The organism is Pinirhizobacter sp., assembly GCF_035317885.1.
Taxonomy (GTDB): domain Bacteria; phylum Pseudomonadota; class Gammaproteobacteria; order Xanthomonadales; family Rhodanobacteraceae; genus Pinirhizobacter.
In genome coordinates this window covers 1-14,815 of the sequence record NZ_DATHFX010000477.1, presented here as the reverse complement: position 1 = coordinate 14,815, position 14,815 = coordinate 1, and the positions used below count along the sequence as shown (strand labels likewise).

Here is a 14,815-nt window from a genome sequence, read left to right as displayed (position 1 = left end):
GCACGGCGCGTTCGACGGGCTGACCGTCGAGCGTATAGACCTGGACGGTGGCGCGGGTGATCTCCACCACATCGTCTTCTTCCAGGTACATCATGCGCTTGGTCACCTGGATCAGGGCCTGTGCATCGGAACCGAGCAGGTGTTCACCGATACCCACGCCCACCAATAGCGGGCAACCCCGGCGCGCGCCGACCACGCGATCGGGATGCTTGTCGCTGATCACGGCGATGGCGTAGGCGCCTTCGAGTTCGCGCACGGTGGCGAGTACCGCCTCGCGCAGGTCCATGCCCTGCCCGATGCGTTCGTCGATCAGATGCGCCATCACTTCTGAATCGGTGTCGGAGGTAAACACACGGCCGCGGGCCTTCAGCTGCTCACGTAGCGGCGCGTAATTCTCGATGATGCCGTTGTGTACCAGGCACACGCTGCCGGCCACGTGCGGATGGGCGTTGTGCTCGCTGGGCACGCCATGGGTGGCCCAGCGGGTGTGGGCAATGCCCGTGCCGCCGGGTGTGGGGTCGGCGTCGTAGCGCGCTTCCATTTCACGCACCTTGCCCTTGGCGCGGACGCGGCGCAGGACGCCCTCGTCAATCACGGCCAGGCCCGCGGAATCGTAGCCGCGGTATTCCAGCGCCTTCAAACCCGCGATCAGCAGCGGGGCGACGTCACGCTGGGCGGTCGCGGCAACAATTCCACACATGATGTTCTGTCCTTGGGGCGGATGCCCCGGTTAGTTCACTTTCCGGCGCAGATAGTTCAACAAATCAATTCGTGTAATCAGCCCCAGGAAGCGATCGCCATCCATCACGATCGGCACGTGGCCGCGGTCGAACACCGGCATCAATGATTCGATGGGTGATTTCACATCCAGGATGGTCAGGCTCTCGATCATCGCGGTGGACACCGGGTCGCGGAATCGCGCCTCGTCGACGTGCACGTGCAGCAGCACGTCCGATTCGTCCAGGATGCCGACGATGCGGTCGCCGTCCATCACCGGCAGCTGCGACACGTCGTAGAGCTTCATGCGGTTGTAGGCGGTGATCAGGAGTTCCGACGGCCCCACCACCACGGTATCGCGCTGGGCATAGGGGCGCAGGATCAGGTCGCGCAGGTCGTTGTAGCGCTCGCGCTCCAGGAAGCCGTTGTCGAGCATCCAGTAATCGTTGTACAGCTTCGACAGGTACTTGTTGCCGGTGTCGCACACCAGCGTGACCACGCGCTTGGACTCGGTCTGCTCGCGGCAATACTTCAGCGCGGCCGCAAGCAGGGTGCCGGTGGATGAACCACCCAGGATGCCCTCCTTGGCCAGCAGCTCACGCGCGGCGGTGAAGCTTTCCTTGTCGCTGATCGCGTAGGCCTTGGTCACCTTGGAAAAATCGCTGATGGAAGGGAGGAAATCCTCACCGATGCCTTCGACCAGCCAGCTGCCGGACTTGGTCGAAAGCACGCCCTCGTTGATGTACTGGGCAAGGATGGAACCCACCGGATCGGCCAGGATCAGATCGGTATCGGGTGAGTGTTCCTTCAGGAACGCTGTCAGGCCGCTCATGGTGCCGGACGAACCGCAGCCGAGCACGATGGCGTCAACGCGCCCGTCCATCTGCTCGAGGATCTCCGGGCCCGTGGTCTGCATGTGGGCCAGCGGATTATCGGGGTTGCCGAACTGGTTGATGAAATACGCACCGGGGGTTTCGCGCGCGATGCGCTCGGCCATGTCCTGGTAGTACTCCGGGTGGCCCTTGGCCACGTCCGAACGGGTCAGCACGACCTCCGCGCCCATCGCCTTGAGGTTGAAGATCTTCTCGCGGCTCATCTTGTCCGGCACCACCAGCACCAGGCGATAACCTTTCTGCTGCGCCACCAGCGCCAATCCCAGGCCGGTATTGCCGGCGGTGCCTTCCACCAGGGTATCGCCGGGCTTGATGCGGCCGGTGCGCTCGGCGCCCTCGATCATCGACAGGCCGATGCGGTCCTTGATCGAACCGCCGGGGTTCATGCTTTCCATCTTGAAGAACAGCTCGGCCTTGCCGGTATCAAGGTGTTGCGCGCGCACCATCGGGGTGCGACCGATCAGGTCGAGGACGGTGTCGTAGACGCTCATTGTTGCTCCATTCGCCCCTGCCCACGCGCGGCCCCTGCCTAACGCGCGGCACTCGAGCCGGTAGTGACGCGCCATGATAACCGAGGGTCGTGCACAGCCGTCCTTCGCGCAACAAAACGGGCGCCATAGAGGCGCCCGTCTTAAGGGGTAGAACCTATTGCCGGTGGGGGCTTAGCCCGCTTGCGCGTAGCGACCGTCCCACATCTGCAGCAAGCGTGATTTGGCGTGGAGTTTCTGGCGCTTCATGCCGGTCAAGGTCGCATCGTCGATGGGTAATACGCCGATTTCTGCGTCGTGGACCTTGCTGTCGAGTTTCTGGTGGAGTTGGTAGAGGCGGCGGAATTCAACATCGCTCCTCATGAATGCCTCGACATCGTCACGCTGCTGGTTTTCGAACATGGTCGACTCCTGCATCTGTTGATGCGGCGCACGTGGGCCATGCGGCCGCATCGGTGGGGAAACGTCAACCCGGGGTGCCGGGAACCGGCATGGCGGGAAGCGTTTCCGGATGGTCACCCGAGGGACATTGCGTCCCCCGGAGGACCGAAACTACTCCGCGTGATGAGGTCGTGCAAGCTGCCGTGGAAGGTATTAAACCTTCCTTAATTTCCTTAACTTTCAACATGTTGATAAAAAAGGCCCCGCATACGCAGGGCCTTTTTTTCCAGCAATATCGCGAAGTTGGGACAGAAGTCGCAGTTAGCTCACTGACCGCCTTTTTTCGATGGCGTGGCCGAGCCGCTGTCACCGGCGTCGCGCAAGGCCCGTGCCGCCGCGGTGGCGGCCGCGGCCTGGCGCTTGGCCGCATTGGCGACCTTCGCCTGGGCCTCGGCGAGCTTGCGCGACTGGTCGGCCTCGGTGCGGGCCTGCTCGGCGGCCTGGGCCGAATCCATGCCTTCCTGTTGCAGGCGGGCGTTTTCGGCGGCCACCGCCTGCGCCTGCTGACGCTGGCGGTCGAGTTCGCGGCGCGCGTTCTCCACTTCCAGGCGGCTGGTGTCCAGCAGGATCTGGTCGTGCTCGCGGTCGAGCCTGGCGATGCGGTTCTGCGCGTCCTGCACCTGCGCGGCGGCGCGGGCTACGTCCACCCGGCGCTCGGCGATGTACAGCGCATGGGCCCGCTCCTTGGATTTGAGCCCATACAGGCGGCTGATGGCATCCCGGGCGCGGGCCTGCTCGCCCTGGGCATAGCCGCCGAGGGTGGGGTCGTTGGCCAACTGGTCAAGGCTGTTGGACAGGCGCTGGGCATCGAGGTCGTCCTTGGCGGCGATCGCCAGGGTGGACGCGAAGGCCAGCGCGAGGCCGGCGGCAAGCTTGGTGAAGCGGTTCATCGCTGGCCTCCCTGGCTGTCGTCACCCGCGGGTGGGACGGTGCTTTCGGCCGGTGACGGCAAGGTCATCTCGGTTTCCTGGACATTGCCCGGCGGCGGCGACACCGACTGCTGGGCCTGGTTCTCGGCATCGGCCTGGGCTTGCGACAGCTCGGAGCGAAGCCTGCCGTTTTCCGCGGACTTCGACGAAATCTGCGACCGGGCAGCACCCAGGCGGGCCTTCATGGTGGCAACTTCCGCGTCGGCGCGGGACTCATCGGCCAGCTGGGCGGCCAGGTCGTACTTGCGGCTGGCCATGGCGCTGGAAGCCTGCTGGAACTTGTCCTGGGCAAAACCAAGGTCCACGGGTGCATAATCGGCCGCGCCGGCGTCCCGGGCCGTGCGCAGCTGGCTTTGCGCCTGGTTCATCTGGCTGTCCGGCGGCGGCACGCTGGCGCAGCCATGCAGCAGCGCGACGGCGAGCACCACGGTGGGCAAGCCAAGCAGCCGGAGCCGTTTGCTGCCCGGCTTCGGCGAAAAGATGTGGACCATCACTCGTTCCTTTTACAGTTCTGCACGGTATGGTCGATATTGTGGGCAGGCCTAAACATCGAATGCAACGTAATACGGGGGCAAGGCGTGGATATTGGGTATTTCCTGAAGCTGATGGTAGACAAGGGCGCGTCGGACATGTTCCTGACCACGGGCGCCCCGGTAAACATCAAGGTGGAAGGCAAGCTCTATCCCCTGGGTAATACCGGCCTGCCCAGCGGCATGGTGAAGAAAATCGCCTATTCCCTCATGGACGAAGGCCAGGTCCCCCAGTTCGAGCGCGACCTGGAGCTGAACATGGCCCTGGCCGTGAAGGAAGCCGGCCGTTTCCGCATCAATGTGTTCAAGCAGCGCGGCGAGCTGGGCATGGTCATCCGCGCCATCAAGAATGACATCCCCAGCGTGCACGAGTTGCGACTGCCGGCGATCTTCAGCGACCTGATCATGGAGCCGCGCGGGCTCATCCTGGTCGTGGGCGCTACCGGTTCGGGCAAGTCCACCACGCTTGCGGCCATGCTCGACCACCGCAACCAGAACAGCTCCGGGCATATCCTTACCGTCGAGGATCCCATCGAATACCTGCACCGCCACAAGCGGTCGATCGTGAACCAGCGCGAAGTGGGCCTGGATACCCACAGTTACCACGAGGCGCTGAAGAACGCGATGCGTGAAGCGCCCGATGTGATCATGATCGGCGAAATCCGTGATACCGAAACCATGGAAGCGGCCATTTCCTTCTCGGAAACCGGCCACCTGTGCCTGGCCACGCTGCATTCGAACAATGCGGACCAGACGCTCGAGCGCATCCTGAACTTCTTCCCCGAGGCGGCACACAAGAATGTGCTGATGAACCTGTCCCTCAACCTGCGCGCGGTGATCAGCCAGCGCCTGGTGCTGGGCAAGGACAATCGCCGCCTGCCTGCCACCGAAGTGCTGCTGAACACCCCGTTGATCCGCGACATGATCCGCCGCGGCCAGATCCACGAGGTGAAGGAAGCCATGGACCGCTCGCTGCAGGAAGGCATGCAGACCTTCGACCAATCGCTCTACCGCCTGTACCGCGAGGGCCAGATCGAGCTGGAGGAAGCCCTCAACAAGGCCGATTCCCGCGATGGCCTGGCGCTGAAGATCCGCCTGTCCGAAGGCGCGACAGGCAACGAGTTCGCCTCCAGCGACCCTTACGGCATCGGCGTGTAATCGGGCTGCGCCTCGGGCGCAGCCCTGGCGAATGCTTCCAGTGCGGCGCAGTTCGCGTCGATGCGGGCAATGGTGGGGTAGTGCTCCATCGGCACGTTCCAGCGCCGGGCGTTGTACACCTGCGGCACCAGGCAGGCGTCGGCCATGCCCGGCGTGGCCCCGTGGCAGTAGTGACCGCCCTGGCCGGCCAGCATGGCCTCCAGCGCATCAAAACCGACCGTGATCCAGTGACGTGTCCAGGCCACCCGTTGCTCCTGGCTGGCGCCGAATTGCGTGCCCAGCTCGTTGAGCACCCGCAGGTTGGCCAGCGGATGCATGTCCACGGCCACGGCCTGGGCCAAGGCGCGCACCCGGGCCCGTCCCAGCGGATCGGCAGGCAGCAGGGGCACCTCCGGCCGCGTTTCCTCCAGGTATTCCATGATCGCCAGCGATTGCGTAAGCACCGCCATGCCGTCGATCAGGGTTGGCAGGAGCTCCTGCGGGTTCAACGCCCGGTAGCTTGGCGCGTGGTGCTCGCCCCCATTGGCCACCAGGTGCACCGTGCGCGTCTGGTAGGCGATGCCCTTGAGGTTCAGGGCGATGCGCACGCGATAGGCCGCAGAGGACCGCCAATAGCTGTACAGGATAGGTGAAGGGTTCATGGACATTTGCGTTGGGGTCGGCGGGTCCAGACAATAGCGGTTTTCCCCGACCGCTGGAGCTTGGCAATGTCCGTCACCCGCATGAGCGACCTCGACCTCCACGGCAAGCGGGTACTGATCCGCGAAGACCTCAACGTCCCGGTGAAGGACGGCAAGATCACTTCCACCCAGCGCCTGGATGCTTCCCTTCCCACCATCCGCGCCGCGAAGGACGCCGGTGCCCGCGTGATGGTGCTCTCGCACCTGGGCCGGCCCAAGGAAGGCGAGTTCGACCCCGAATCGTCGCTCGCCCCCGTGGCCGAGTGGCTCGGCAGCCAACTGGGTGGGAAGGTAAGGCTGGTGCGCGACTACCTCGACGGCGTGGACGTGGCCGAAGGCGAGGTGGTGGTGCTGGAGAACTGCCGCATGAACGTGGGCGAAGGCGCCGACGACGAAGCGCTGTCGCGCAAATATGCGGCGCTGTGCGATGTGTTCGTGATGGATGCCTTCGGCACCGCGCACCGTGCCCAGGCCTCCACCCATGGCGTGATCCGCTTCGCCCCGGTGGCTGCCGCAGGCCCGTTGCTGTCGGCCGAGCTCGACGCCCTGGGCAAGGCGCTGGAGGCCCCTGCCCGGCCGCTGCTGGCGATCGTGGCAGGTTCGAAGGTATCCACCAAGCTCACCCTGCTGGAGAACCTTGCAGGCAAGATCGACCAGCTGATCGTCGGTGGCGGCATCGCCAATACCTTCATTGCCGCCGCCGGCCACAAGGTGGGCAAGTCGCTGTACGAGGCGAACCTCCTGGATGCGGCGAAGAAGGTGATGAGCGACGCCAAGGCCCGCGGCGCTGACGTTCCCATTCCCACCGATGTGGTGGTGGCCGACAAGTTCTCCGCCGATGCCACGCCACGCGTGAAGGGCGTGGACCAGGTGGACGATGACGAACTGATCCTGGACATCGGGCCTGAAACCGCCGCGAGCTATGCGCAGTTGATCGCCAAGGCCGGCACGGTGGTGTGGAACGGCCCGGTGGGCGTGTTCGAATTCGACGCCTTCGGCAAAGGCACCGAAACGCTGGCCCGGGCCATTGCCTCGTCGAAGGCGTTCTCCATCGCCGGCGGCGGCGACACGCTGGCGGCCGTGGAGAAATACGGCATCGAAAAGGATGTTTCCTACATTTCCACCGGCGGCGGCGCCTTCCTTGAATTCCTCGAAGGCAAGGAGCTGCCCGCCGTGGCGGCACTGAAGGCCCGGGCCGGCAAGTGACGCTTTGCCTGTTCGACCTCGACGGCACGTTGATCGATTCGGAGCCCGGCATCTTCGGTGGCATCCGCTACGCGCTGGGCGAGCTCCATACCGCTGTGCCCGACGAGCGCGCACTGCGGGCCTGGATCGGGCCGCCACTTCGCCAGAACTTCGGCGCCCTGCTCGATGCCGAACGCGTCGATCAGGCGGTGAAGCACTACCACGTGTACTTCTCCGAACACGGATGGAAACAGCGGCGCGTGTACGAAGGTATCCCCGAGGCGCTGGCCGCCATCCATGCCCGGGGTGACCGCCTGGCCGTGGTCACCAGCAAGATCCGCAACCACGCCGAGCGCATCATCGCCGACCTCCCCTTCGGGCATCTCTTCGAGCGGGTTTATGCGCCTGGCCCGGAAAGCGCGCACAGCCAGAAGGCCAGCATGATCGCAGCGGCGATCGAGGATTTCGCCAGCCCGCGCGAATCGACGGTGATGGTCGGCGACCGCAGCTTCGACATCGAAGGTGCGGTGGCCAACCACATCGCAAGCGTAGGCGTGCTGTGGGGGTTCGGCGATGAGGCGGAACTGACGCAGGCGGGCGCTGCGAAGCTTGCTTACAAGCCCTCGGAACTACCGGAACTTACCTGACGCGATTGTGCCGAGAACGTTGGGGTCAGAGTAATTACTCTGACCCCGGCAACGGCGTCGCCATCGTCATCAGCCGACCAGCTTCTTCACCCTTTCCACCACGTTGGTCACGGTGAAGCCGAAGTGCTCGAACAGCTGGTTGGCGGGGGCCGACAGGCCGAAGGTGGTCATGCCGATCACGTCGCCGTCCAGGCCCACGTACTTGCGCCAGTAATCGACCACGCCTGCCTCGATCGCCAGGCGCGCGCGGCACCAGGCCGGCAGCACGCCTTCGCGGTATTCGGTGGTCTGCTCGTCGAACACTTCCGTGCAGGGGATCGACACCACGCGCACCGGGATGCCGTGGTTGGCGAGCTCCGCCGCGGCGTCGGTGGCGAGGCCCACTTCCGAACCCGTGGCGATGATGATGGCCTTGAACTGGCCATCGGCGGGATCGGAGAGGATGTAGCCGCCGCGCTGGATCTGCGCCAACGTGGTTTCGTCGCGGTGCTGGTGCTTCAAGTTCTGGCGCGAGAACACCAGGCACGAAGGGCCGTGGCTGCGTTCGACGGCCATCTTCCAGGCCACCGCGGTTTCCACCGTGTCGCAGGGGCGCCACAGGTTGTTGTTGGGGATCAGGCGCAGGGTGGCCATGTGTTCGATGGGCTGGTGCGTCGGGCCGTCCTCGCCCAGGCCGATCGAATCATGCGTGTACACGTGGATCGAATGGGCGGGAATCAGGCACGACATGCGTACCGCATTGCGTGCGTAATCGGAGAACACCAGGAACGTGGCGTCGTAGGGGATGAAGCCGCCATGCAGCGCCAGGCCATTGCCGATGGCCGTCATGCCGAACTCGCGCACGCCGTAGTGGATGTAGTTGGCATCCGGGCTCTGCTGGGTGACCGGCTTCGAACCCTTCCAGATGGTCAGGTTCGACGGTGCCAGATCGGCCGAGCCGCCGATCAGTTCCGGCAGCAGCGGACCGAAGGCATCGAGCGTGTTCTGCGACGCCTTGCGCGAGGCGATGGTTGCGCCTTCGGCCTGCACCTTGCGCACGAAGGCCATCGAATGTTCCGACCAGTTGGCCGGCAGCGTGCCGCTGATGCGGCGCTTGAGTTCGTCGGCCAGTTCAGGAAATGCCTTGGCATAGGCGTTGAACGCTTCGTTCCATTCGGCTTCGCGCCTGGCACCGGCTTCGCGCGCGTCGTAGGCGGCATAGATTTCGGCAGGCACTTCGAACGGCGGGTAGTTCCAGCCCAGCTGCTTGCGCGCCGCGGCCACTTCGTCCTTGCCCAGCGCCGCACCGTGGCTGGATTCCTTGCCTTCCTTGTTGGGGGAGCCGAAGCCGATGATGGTGCGGCAGATGATCAACGTGGGCTTGTCGCCCTGCGCGGTGGCCTTGGTCAGTGCCTTCTTGACCGCATCGGCGTCGTGGCCGTCGACATCGGCGATGACGTTCCAGCCATAGGCCTTGAAACGCGCGGCTGTGTCGTCGGTGAACCAGTCATGCACTTCGCCGTCGATGGAGATGCCATTGTCGTCGTAGATGGCGATGAGCTTGCCCAGCTTCAACGTGCCGGCCAGCGAGGCCACTTCGTGCGACACGCCTTCCATCATGCAGCCATCGCCCATGAACACATAGGTGTGGTGATCGATGATGGCGTGGCCGGGCTTGTTGAAGCGCGTGGCCAGCACCTGCTCGGCCAATGCGAAACCCACGGCATTGGCCAGGCCCTGGCCCAATGGGCCGGTGGTGGTCTCAACACCCGGGGTTTCGGAATATTCCGGATGACCCGCTGTGCGCGAGTGCAACTGGCGGAAGTTCTTCAGCTCGTGGATCGGCAGGTCGTAGCCGGCCAGGTGCAGCAGCGAATATTGCAGCATCGAACCGTGGCCGTTGGACAACAGGAAGCGATCGCGGTTGAACCACTTCGGGTGCGACGGGTTGTGGCGGAGGAAATCGTTCCACAGCACTTCAGCGATATCGGCCATGCCCATGGGCATGCCAGGGTGGCCGGAATTGGCCGCCTCGACGGCGTCCATCGACAATGCACGGACGGCGTTGGCAAGCTCGCGGCGGGTTGTCATGGCTGTGGTCTCCAAACGGGCGATGGTAAAGCGCTTATTGTCGCCGATCGGCGTGACGAAGTCGCATCCGAACGGCGGCGCGATATACCCATGGATCGACTTGCGTCCATGCAGCGTCCGTTCGACGCACCGGTGTGCCAAGGCGCCTGGAACTTAACTTCGCCTTAATCTTCCAGGCCGGCGTATGCGAACTCTTCAGCTACGTTCTTTTCTAATGGCCATCGTTCCAGAGGCATGTGGACACGGTTTCGCATCGCTCCCCACGATGCGCGGCCATTTTTCAAGAAGTACGGAGATTTCCCTTTACTTACGAAGAAAAACAATTCGGACCGGATCACGACCCCACCGTGTAACCGGAACACCGCGCCTGGCGCAACGCTAAAAACCCCCGCTTGATTTCCCATGCAACGCAGGACAGGCCTTGTGTCTGACCTGCGCCAGGGAAGGCTTTTCCACGACATGCCGATTAACCAATTCTTAATGAAAAGTCGGCGTGATGTGGAATTCGAAATGGCAGGAGCCATCTAACCGGAGCGACATCGCCACAGAGCGATACGCCCGGCCCGAGACGCGAACCCCCGCGCCCCGGGAACTATCTGGAGACATGTCCCCCATGAAAAAGAATCTACTGGCCCTTGGCCTCGCGTCCCTCGGTTTCGCCGCCCTTCCGGCCCTCGCCCAGGACAGCGCCGCACCCAGCGGCAACTACATGCCCAACCAGGCCGTCGGCAGCGGCAACTGGTTCGTCGGCGCCAATGTCGGCCGCACCAACGGCACCAATGAAGGTGGCTTTGGCAGCGACAAGAGCGGCTTCAATTTCTTCAAGGGCGACCAGGATCGCCGCACCGGTTACGGCGCGCTCGGCGGCTATCGCTGGAAGGTCGGCAACGACCTGGGCCTGGGTGCGGAACTGGGTTACACCGACCTTGGCAACTACCGCGTCCGCAATGTGTTCAACAGCAATGACGTCAACCAGACCAGCAAGACCAACGCGCTGCGTGGCTGGATGGCCGGCGTGAACGGCAAGCTCAACCTGGTGCCGGGCTGGTATATCTCCGCGCACGGCGGCTTCTTCTACGCCAACAATAACCGCCAGAGCTTCGAGCAGGGCGCCGATCCGTCGGTGGGCTTCACCTCCGACAGCCGCGCGCACCGCGGTAGCTGGTACGGCGGCGTCGGTACCGGTTGGGACATCAACGATCACTTCAGCGCTGGCGTGTCATACGACTACTTCAACGCCAATGCCGGCAAGCTACGCAACGTTGTAACTGGCGACACTGCCTCGGACTACAAGCGCTCCACCGGCATCGTCTCGCTGGCTGGCGAATACCGCTTCTGATCCGCTCCACGGCCGCGACATGACGTCGCGGCCGTTTTTCTTTTTTGTCTTCATTTGTGGAGAACTCCATGCGCAAGATCCTCCTCGTCGCCGCCATCGCGGCCGCAGGCACCGTGGCCGCACCTGCCTTTGCCCAGAGCACCCACAACGACGGCTGGTTCGTCAATGGCGCGGTGGGCCAGTCCCAACTCGACCACGGCCGCTACGATGGCCACGACACCGCCTATACCGGCAACATCGGCTACCGCTGGGCGTTGAACCCGCAGTTCGCCTGGGGCGTGGAGGCCGGCTATAACGACCTGGGCAACATCCACGCGAAGAACATCTTCAACGACAATAATGTGGTCGACAGCCGCAAGAGCCAGTTGCATGGCTGGACGGCAGGCCTGAACGGGCGCTTCAACGTCGCACCGCAGTGGTACATCTCCGCGCGCGGCGGCATCTATGGCTGGAAGGGCCACGGCACCAGCAACGATGAGAACCCGGTGAGCCAGGGCCTGGACAAGACCAGCTGGTACGCCGGTGCCGGCGTCGGCTACGACTTCAGCAACAATGTCAGCCTGGGCATCAACTACGACTACTACAACGCGAAGAAGGACCACGTGGACCTGAGCAGCAACGTGGTGTCGGTGCAGGCTGAGTACCGCTTCTGAACGGTTGATGCTTGACGAGTTCGAGGGCCACGGACTGGCCCTTTACTTTGCGCGATGGCGCCCGCTAAGGAGCACCGTACTCATTAGCGCGTAGCGCGGGCCGTGGGTGTTGGTGGCCGAGGTCCTGGCGGCCGTCAATGCCCTGGACATCGAGACCATGCCCTGCTCATCCGGCGCAATGTCGATAGGCAACACGTCCGCAACGCTTCCATCGGGCTTGAACACCAGCATGAAGTCGGCGATCGCAGCCTGCGGCGACAAGCTATTGGCTGGCATCTCCAGCCGCGCTCCATCGAACTTCGGTTGCTGCGAGCGATACAACGCGTCGCGGATCGAGCCTTCCTGGATCTGCGCGTCGTGCGCGGTGATATAGGTCTGCACGTCGGGGAGAATCTTCTCCAGGTCGTCGCCCAGACGCGGCTGGATGCGCTTGATCAATTCGACGGCGAAGTCACGTTCGGCTTGCGCGTGTCCGCCGCGATCACTTACATAGTGCGCGTAGATCTGCGCCCAGTTCATCGCCTCGCGGTAGTTGCGTTGCTCGAAAGCAACCTGGGCCATCTTCCCCATCGCCGGCACGCTGCCCCGCGTGGCGGCGTTGCCCAGGTAGAGCGCGGCCCTGGCAAGGTCAGGATGGGCGAATAAGCCGCCTGAGTGGTGCCCGCTATGGTAAATGGACCCGAGCATGTAGAGGTCCATGCCACCGAGTTCCCCGGCGTTGGCCTCGACTTGCGCCAGTGCCTGCTGACGCTTTGCCAGCGGTTGCGCGTGGTCGACGATGGCAGCCCAGGCGGCTTCCGTCAGCGGCGTGGAATGGTCGGCCGCCTGCACCCCACCGATCAATCCAAGCCCCAGCACAAAGCCGACGGCGCGCGCGGCGCGTCCCATGCGATCGTCCATCCTTTCGCTCCCTTTACCGCGTCCGGTAGCGGCCGTTGTCCAGAACCATGGTCATCATCGCGTAGCGCGGCGCGGCGTCAGTCGTCTGGGCAGCATGGGCCTTGGTCAGGACGTGCCCCATCGACTCGAGCATGGCCTGCTCAGGCGCGATATCGATCGGCAAGGCCCGGTCCACCGTGCCGTCGGGCCGCAGCACCACCAGGAAATCCGCGATACACGACAACGGCGGCAAGGTTTGCCCGGGCGTGGTCAGGTAGGCGTTGTCCAGCCGCACCTGCGCCGCGCGGAACATCGCGTCCTCCTGGGCGCCGGCGCGGATCTGTGCATCATGGGCCGCGATATAGGCATCGACATCGCGCATCACGTCATCGGTGTTGTTGCCGAAATGCAAACTGATGCGCTTGACCAGTTCCGCGGCGTAGCCGTGTGAGGCATCTTTCTTGGGCGCTTCGGCTAATATGTAGTGGCCATAAATCTGTGCCCAGTTCATCGCCTCGCGATATTCGTGACTGGCGAGCTTGAGCTCGGCCATCTTGGCCATGGCAGGGATGCTTCCGCGCGTGGCAGCGTTGCCGAAATAGAGCGAGGCTTTGATGGGATCAACCTGATCGAGCAGGCCACCAGAGTGCCGGCCGCTGTGGTAGATCGAACCCAACACGTAAAGATCGGCCGGGCCGAGGTCACCCGCGTCGTCTTCGAGTGCCGCAAGCGCCTTGCGTCGCTGCTCCAGCGGAACGTCGTGATCGACGATGGTGGCCCAGGCTGCTTCGTGCGGCGGCTTGGTGGCCGTATTGGGCGCGGACTGCGCGTTGCACACCGCTGCCACACCCATGGCTACCGAAAACACGATGGCGCGCGCGGCGCGCCCGATGCAATCGCTCATCCCCTGCCTCCTGGTCTCGCTGGCGGTAATGTACGCCACTACTGACGCCGACGCCTTCCGCAGTGCGGCATGACACGACGAGGGACGACGACGGACGGCGGCAAGCGTCGGAAAGTAAGGCGACGTTTGCCTACAGGCGCCGAAGATGCAGCTGCGTAAAGTTTTGGCATGCGCCATTCTTCGTGCAGGTCTGCTTCCCTCGTCATTCTCGCAGGCCTTCTAGGCGTGCTGTACGCAACTACGGCAAGGTCGGCCTCTGCCGATTCTCGGCGTTTTTATGCCTCGGCGCTGGCCGACGATCCCGTTTTGGCCAGGACTCAGGCGCTGACTCTACAAGCGGCTGAAGAGGCTACGCAGGCGATGGCGCCACTGCTGCCGCAAGCAACCCTGCACAGTGAGCGTGGACGTCAGCGCAACGGCCAATGGGTGACTTGGACCGAGTTCCGGATCACACAATCGCTGGTCAATCGAAAGGCGATGTCGAACCTGGCTGCCGCGAGGGCAACGGCGCGGGCCGTCGCGACCGATGGCGAGGCCGCCCGACAGGATCTGCTCCTTCGCGCCGCATCGGCGTGGACCCTCGTCGACGTGCGCCTCCAGGAACGCCAGTTCGCCATCGCCGATCGTGATGCCCTCGCCTTCCAGGCAGAACGAGCGCGCGCGCGGCGTGATGTCGGACTCGCGCCCGGCATCGATGCCATCGAGGCCCAGGCACAACACGAGTCGGCCGTCTCGCGGGTCCATGCTTCAGGTGTGGCGCTGGACGACGCGCAGGAGGCGCTGACGCAAATAGCACAGCAATGGCGTGGGCGCTCTTGGTTTGGCCCCATCCGGCCACAGCCACCCCCTGCCGTCACCCTGACTCCGAACGAATCGCCTGCCGTCACCGCGGCCCGCCACCGCCTGGAAGCAGCCGACCAGCGACGATATGTCGAACGCGCCTCCCGATGGCCGGTCGTTGACCTTCAACTACGCTATGGACGTTCGACTGGTCGGGCGGACGCGCCCCCGCCTTTCGGTCGTCGACCAGGATGGGCGCTGGGCCTGCAATTGACCGTACCGCTCATCGGCCGTGCCGCCACATCGGCCAACGTGCGTCGGGCCAACGCCGACTGGGATGTCGCCAAGGCCGAACTCGATATTGCCTTGCGCGATGCCACGCGCACGACCCGTCGGCTCGAAGCAACCGTCCTTGCGAATGAATCCATCACGCACGCCCGTGAATCGGCGGAAGTCGCCGCGCGTGCCGCCGTCGCGGCGACCAGCGCCGGTCTCGACACGGGAACTCGCACGACAGTCGAC

The 14,815-nt window shown here is 64.1% G+C and carries 15 protein-coding genes; 6 read left to right on the top strand and 9 right to left on the bottom strand.

The features are described 5' to 3' along the window. The 5 genes from VK519_RS15795 to VK519_RS15775 form a co-directional block, all read right to left on the bottom strand. Positions 1–700 (bottom strand): glutamine--fructose-6-phosphate aminotransferase (locus tag VK519_RS15795; protein WP_524539002.1); only part of this gene is annotated, 700 nt, incomplete at its 3' end. A 30-nt stretch (positions 701–730) separates the two neighbouring features. Then, positions 731–2,101, bottom strand: a complete 1,371-nt coding sequence (locus VK519_RS15790) for a pyridoxal-phosphate dependent enzyme (protein WP_324351323.1) — start codon at positions 2,099–2,101, stop codon at positions 731–733. 171 nt (positions 2,102–2,272) lie between these two features. After that, the gene (locus VK519_RS15785) at positions 2,273–2,500 is read right to left on the bottom strand and encodes an HP1242/YdcH family protein (RefSeq protein ID WP_250624192.1); all 228 of its coding nucleotides are present in this window, start codon (positions 2,498–2,500) and stop codon (positions 2,273–2,275) included. A 305-nt stretch (positions 2,501–2,805) separates the two neighbouring features. Then, a complete protein-coding gene (locus tag VK519_RS15780) occupies positions 2,806–3,429 on the bottom strand; it encodes a hypothetical protein (RefSeq protein WP_324351320.1) in 624 nt (207 codons plus the stop codon). After that, complete coding sequence (locus VK519_RS15775) at positions 3,426–3,959, bottom strand: DUF4398 domain-containing protein (protein ID WP_324351318.1); 534 nt, start codon at positions 3,957–3,959, stop codon at positions 3,426–3,428. The genes VK519_RS15780 and VK519_RS15775 overlap by 4 nt, the downstream gene beginning before the upstream one ends. Before the next feature lie 87 nt (positions 3,960–4,046). On the opposite strand from VK519_RS15775, the gene VK519_RS15770 reads away from it, so the two are divergent. After that, on the top strand, positions 4,047–5,156 hold the full coding sequence (locus tag VK519_RS15770; protein ID WP_324351316.1) for a PilT/PilU family type 4a pilus ATPase: 1,110 nt from the start codon (positions 4,047–4,049) through the stop codon (positions 5,154–5,156). On the opposite strand, the gene maiA is transcribed toward VK519_RS15770, so the two are convergent. Next, on the bottom strand, positions 5,138–5,797 hold the full coding sequence (gene maiA, locus VK519_RS15765; RefSeq protein ID WP_324351315.1) for a maleylacetoacetate isomerase: 660 nt from the start codon (positions 5,795–5,797) through the stop codon (positions 5,138–5,140). The genes VK519_RS15770 and maiA overlap by 19 nt on opposite strands. Before the next feature lie 66 nt (positions 5,798–5,863). On the opposite strand from maiA, the gene VK519_RS15760 reads away from it, so the two are divergent. Together VK519_RS15760 and VK519_RS15755 are read left to right on the top strand one after the other, a co-directional pair. Further along, complete coding sequence (locus VK519_RS15760; RefSeq protein ID WP_324351313.1) at positions 5,864–7,042, top strand: phosphoglycerate kinase; 1,179 nt, start codon at positions 5,864–5,866, stop codon at positions 7,040–7,042. Next, entirely contained in the window at positions 7,039–7,668 is a 630-nt protein-coding gene (locus VK519_RS15755; protein WP_324351312.1) for an HAD hydrolase-like protein, read from the top strand. Before VK519_RS15760 ends, VK519_RS15755 begins: the two co-directional genes overlap by 4 nt. A gap of 69 nt (positions 7,669–7,737) precedes the next feature. Here VK519_RS15755 and tkt read toward each other — a convergent pair whose 3' ends face one another. Beyond that, positions 7,738–9,738: a transketolase gene (tkt, locus tag VK519_RS15750; protein ID WP_324351311.1), complete on the bottom strand. Its 2,001-nt coding sequence runs from the start codon at positions 9,736–9,738 to the stop codon at positions 7,738–7,740. 613 nt (positions 9,739–10,351) lie between these two features. Between tkt and VK519_RS15745 the strand changes: the two genes are divergently transcribed. Further along, positions 10,352–11,077 (top strand): outer membrane protein, encoded by a 726-nt coding sequence (locus VK519_RS15745; protein ID WP_324351309.1) that lies wholly within the window; start codon positions 10,352–10,354, stop codon positions 11,075–11,077. A 68-nt stretch (positions 11,078–11,145) separates the two neighbouring features. Then, positions 11,146–11,730, top strand: a complete 585-nt coding sequence (locus VK519_RS15740; protein WP_324351307.1) for an outer membrane protein — start codon at positions 11,146–11,148, stop codon at positions 11,728–11,730. 42 nt (positions 11,731–11,772) lie between these two features. Here VK519_RS15740 and VK519_RS15735 read toward each other — a convergent pair whose 3' ends face one another. After that, entirely contained in the window at positions 11,773–12,630 is an 858-nt protein-coding gene (locus VK519_RS15735) for a hypothetical protein (protein ID WP_324351305.1), read from the bottom strand. Between the two features lie 13 nt (positions 12,631–12,643). Continuing rightward, positions 12,644–13,513, bottom strand: a complete 870-nt coding sequence (locus VK519_RS15730; protein WP_324351304.1) for a hypothetical protein — start codon at positions 13,511–13,513, stop codon at positions 12,644–12,646. A gap of 225 nt (positions 13,514–13,738) precedes the next feature. Here VK519_RS15730 and VK519_RS15725 point away from each other — a divergent pair. Then, the coding region (locus VK519_RS15725) for a TolC family protein (protein ID WP_324351303.1) at positions 13,739–14,815 on the top strand (1,077 nt) is incomplete at its 3' end.

Coding starts and splice junctions, on each gene's coding strand:
- VK519_RS15790 (WP_324351323.1), bottom strand. CDS start 2,101: ATGAGCGTCTACGACACCGTCCTCGACCTGATCGGTCGCACCCCGATG.
- VK519_RS15785 (WP_250624192.1), bottom strand. CDS start 2,500: ATGTTCGAAAACCAGCAGCGTGACGATGTCGAGGCATTCATGAGGAGC.
- VK519_RS15780 (WP_324351320.1), bottom strand. CDS start 3,429: ATGAACCGCTTCACCAAGCTTGCCGCCGGCCTCGCGCTGGCCTTCGCG.
- VK519_RS15775 (WP_324351318.1), bottom strand. CDS start 3,959: ATGGTCCACATCTTTTCGCCGAAGCCGGGCAGCAAACGGCTCCGGCTG.
- maiA (WP_324351315.1), bottom strand. CDS start 5,797: ATGAACCCTTCACCTATCCTGTACAGCTATTGGCGGTCCTCTGCGGCC.
- VK519_RS15760 (WP_324351313.1), top strand. CDS start 5,864: ATGTCCGTCACCCGCATGAGCGACCTCGACCTCCACGGCAAGCGGGTA.
- tkt (WP_324351311.1), bottom strand. CDS start 9,738: ATGACAACCCGCCGCGAGCTTGCCAACGCCGTCCGTGCATTGTCGATG.
- VK519_RS15745 (WP_324351309.1), top strand. CDS start 10,352: ATGAAAAAGAATCTACTGGCCCTTGGCCTCGCGTCCCTCGGTTTCGCC.
- VK519_RS15740 (WP_324351307.1), top strand. CDS start 11,146: ATGCGCAAGATCCTCCTCGTCGCCGCCATCGCGGCCGCAGGCACCGTG.
- VK519_RS15735 (WP_324351305.1), bottom strand. CDS start 12,630: ATGGACGATCGCATGGGACGCGCCGCGCGCGCCGTCGGCTTTGTGCTG.
- VK519_RS15730 (WP_324351304.1), bottom strand. CDS start 13,513: ATGAGCGATTGCATCGGGCGCGCCGCGCGCGCCATCGTGTTTTCGGTA.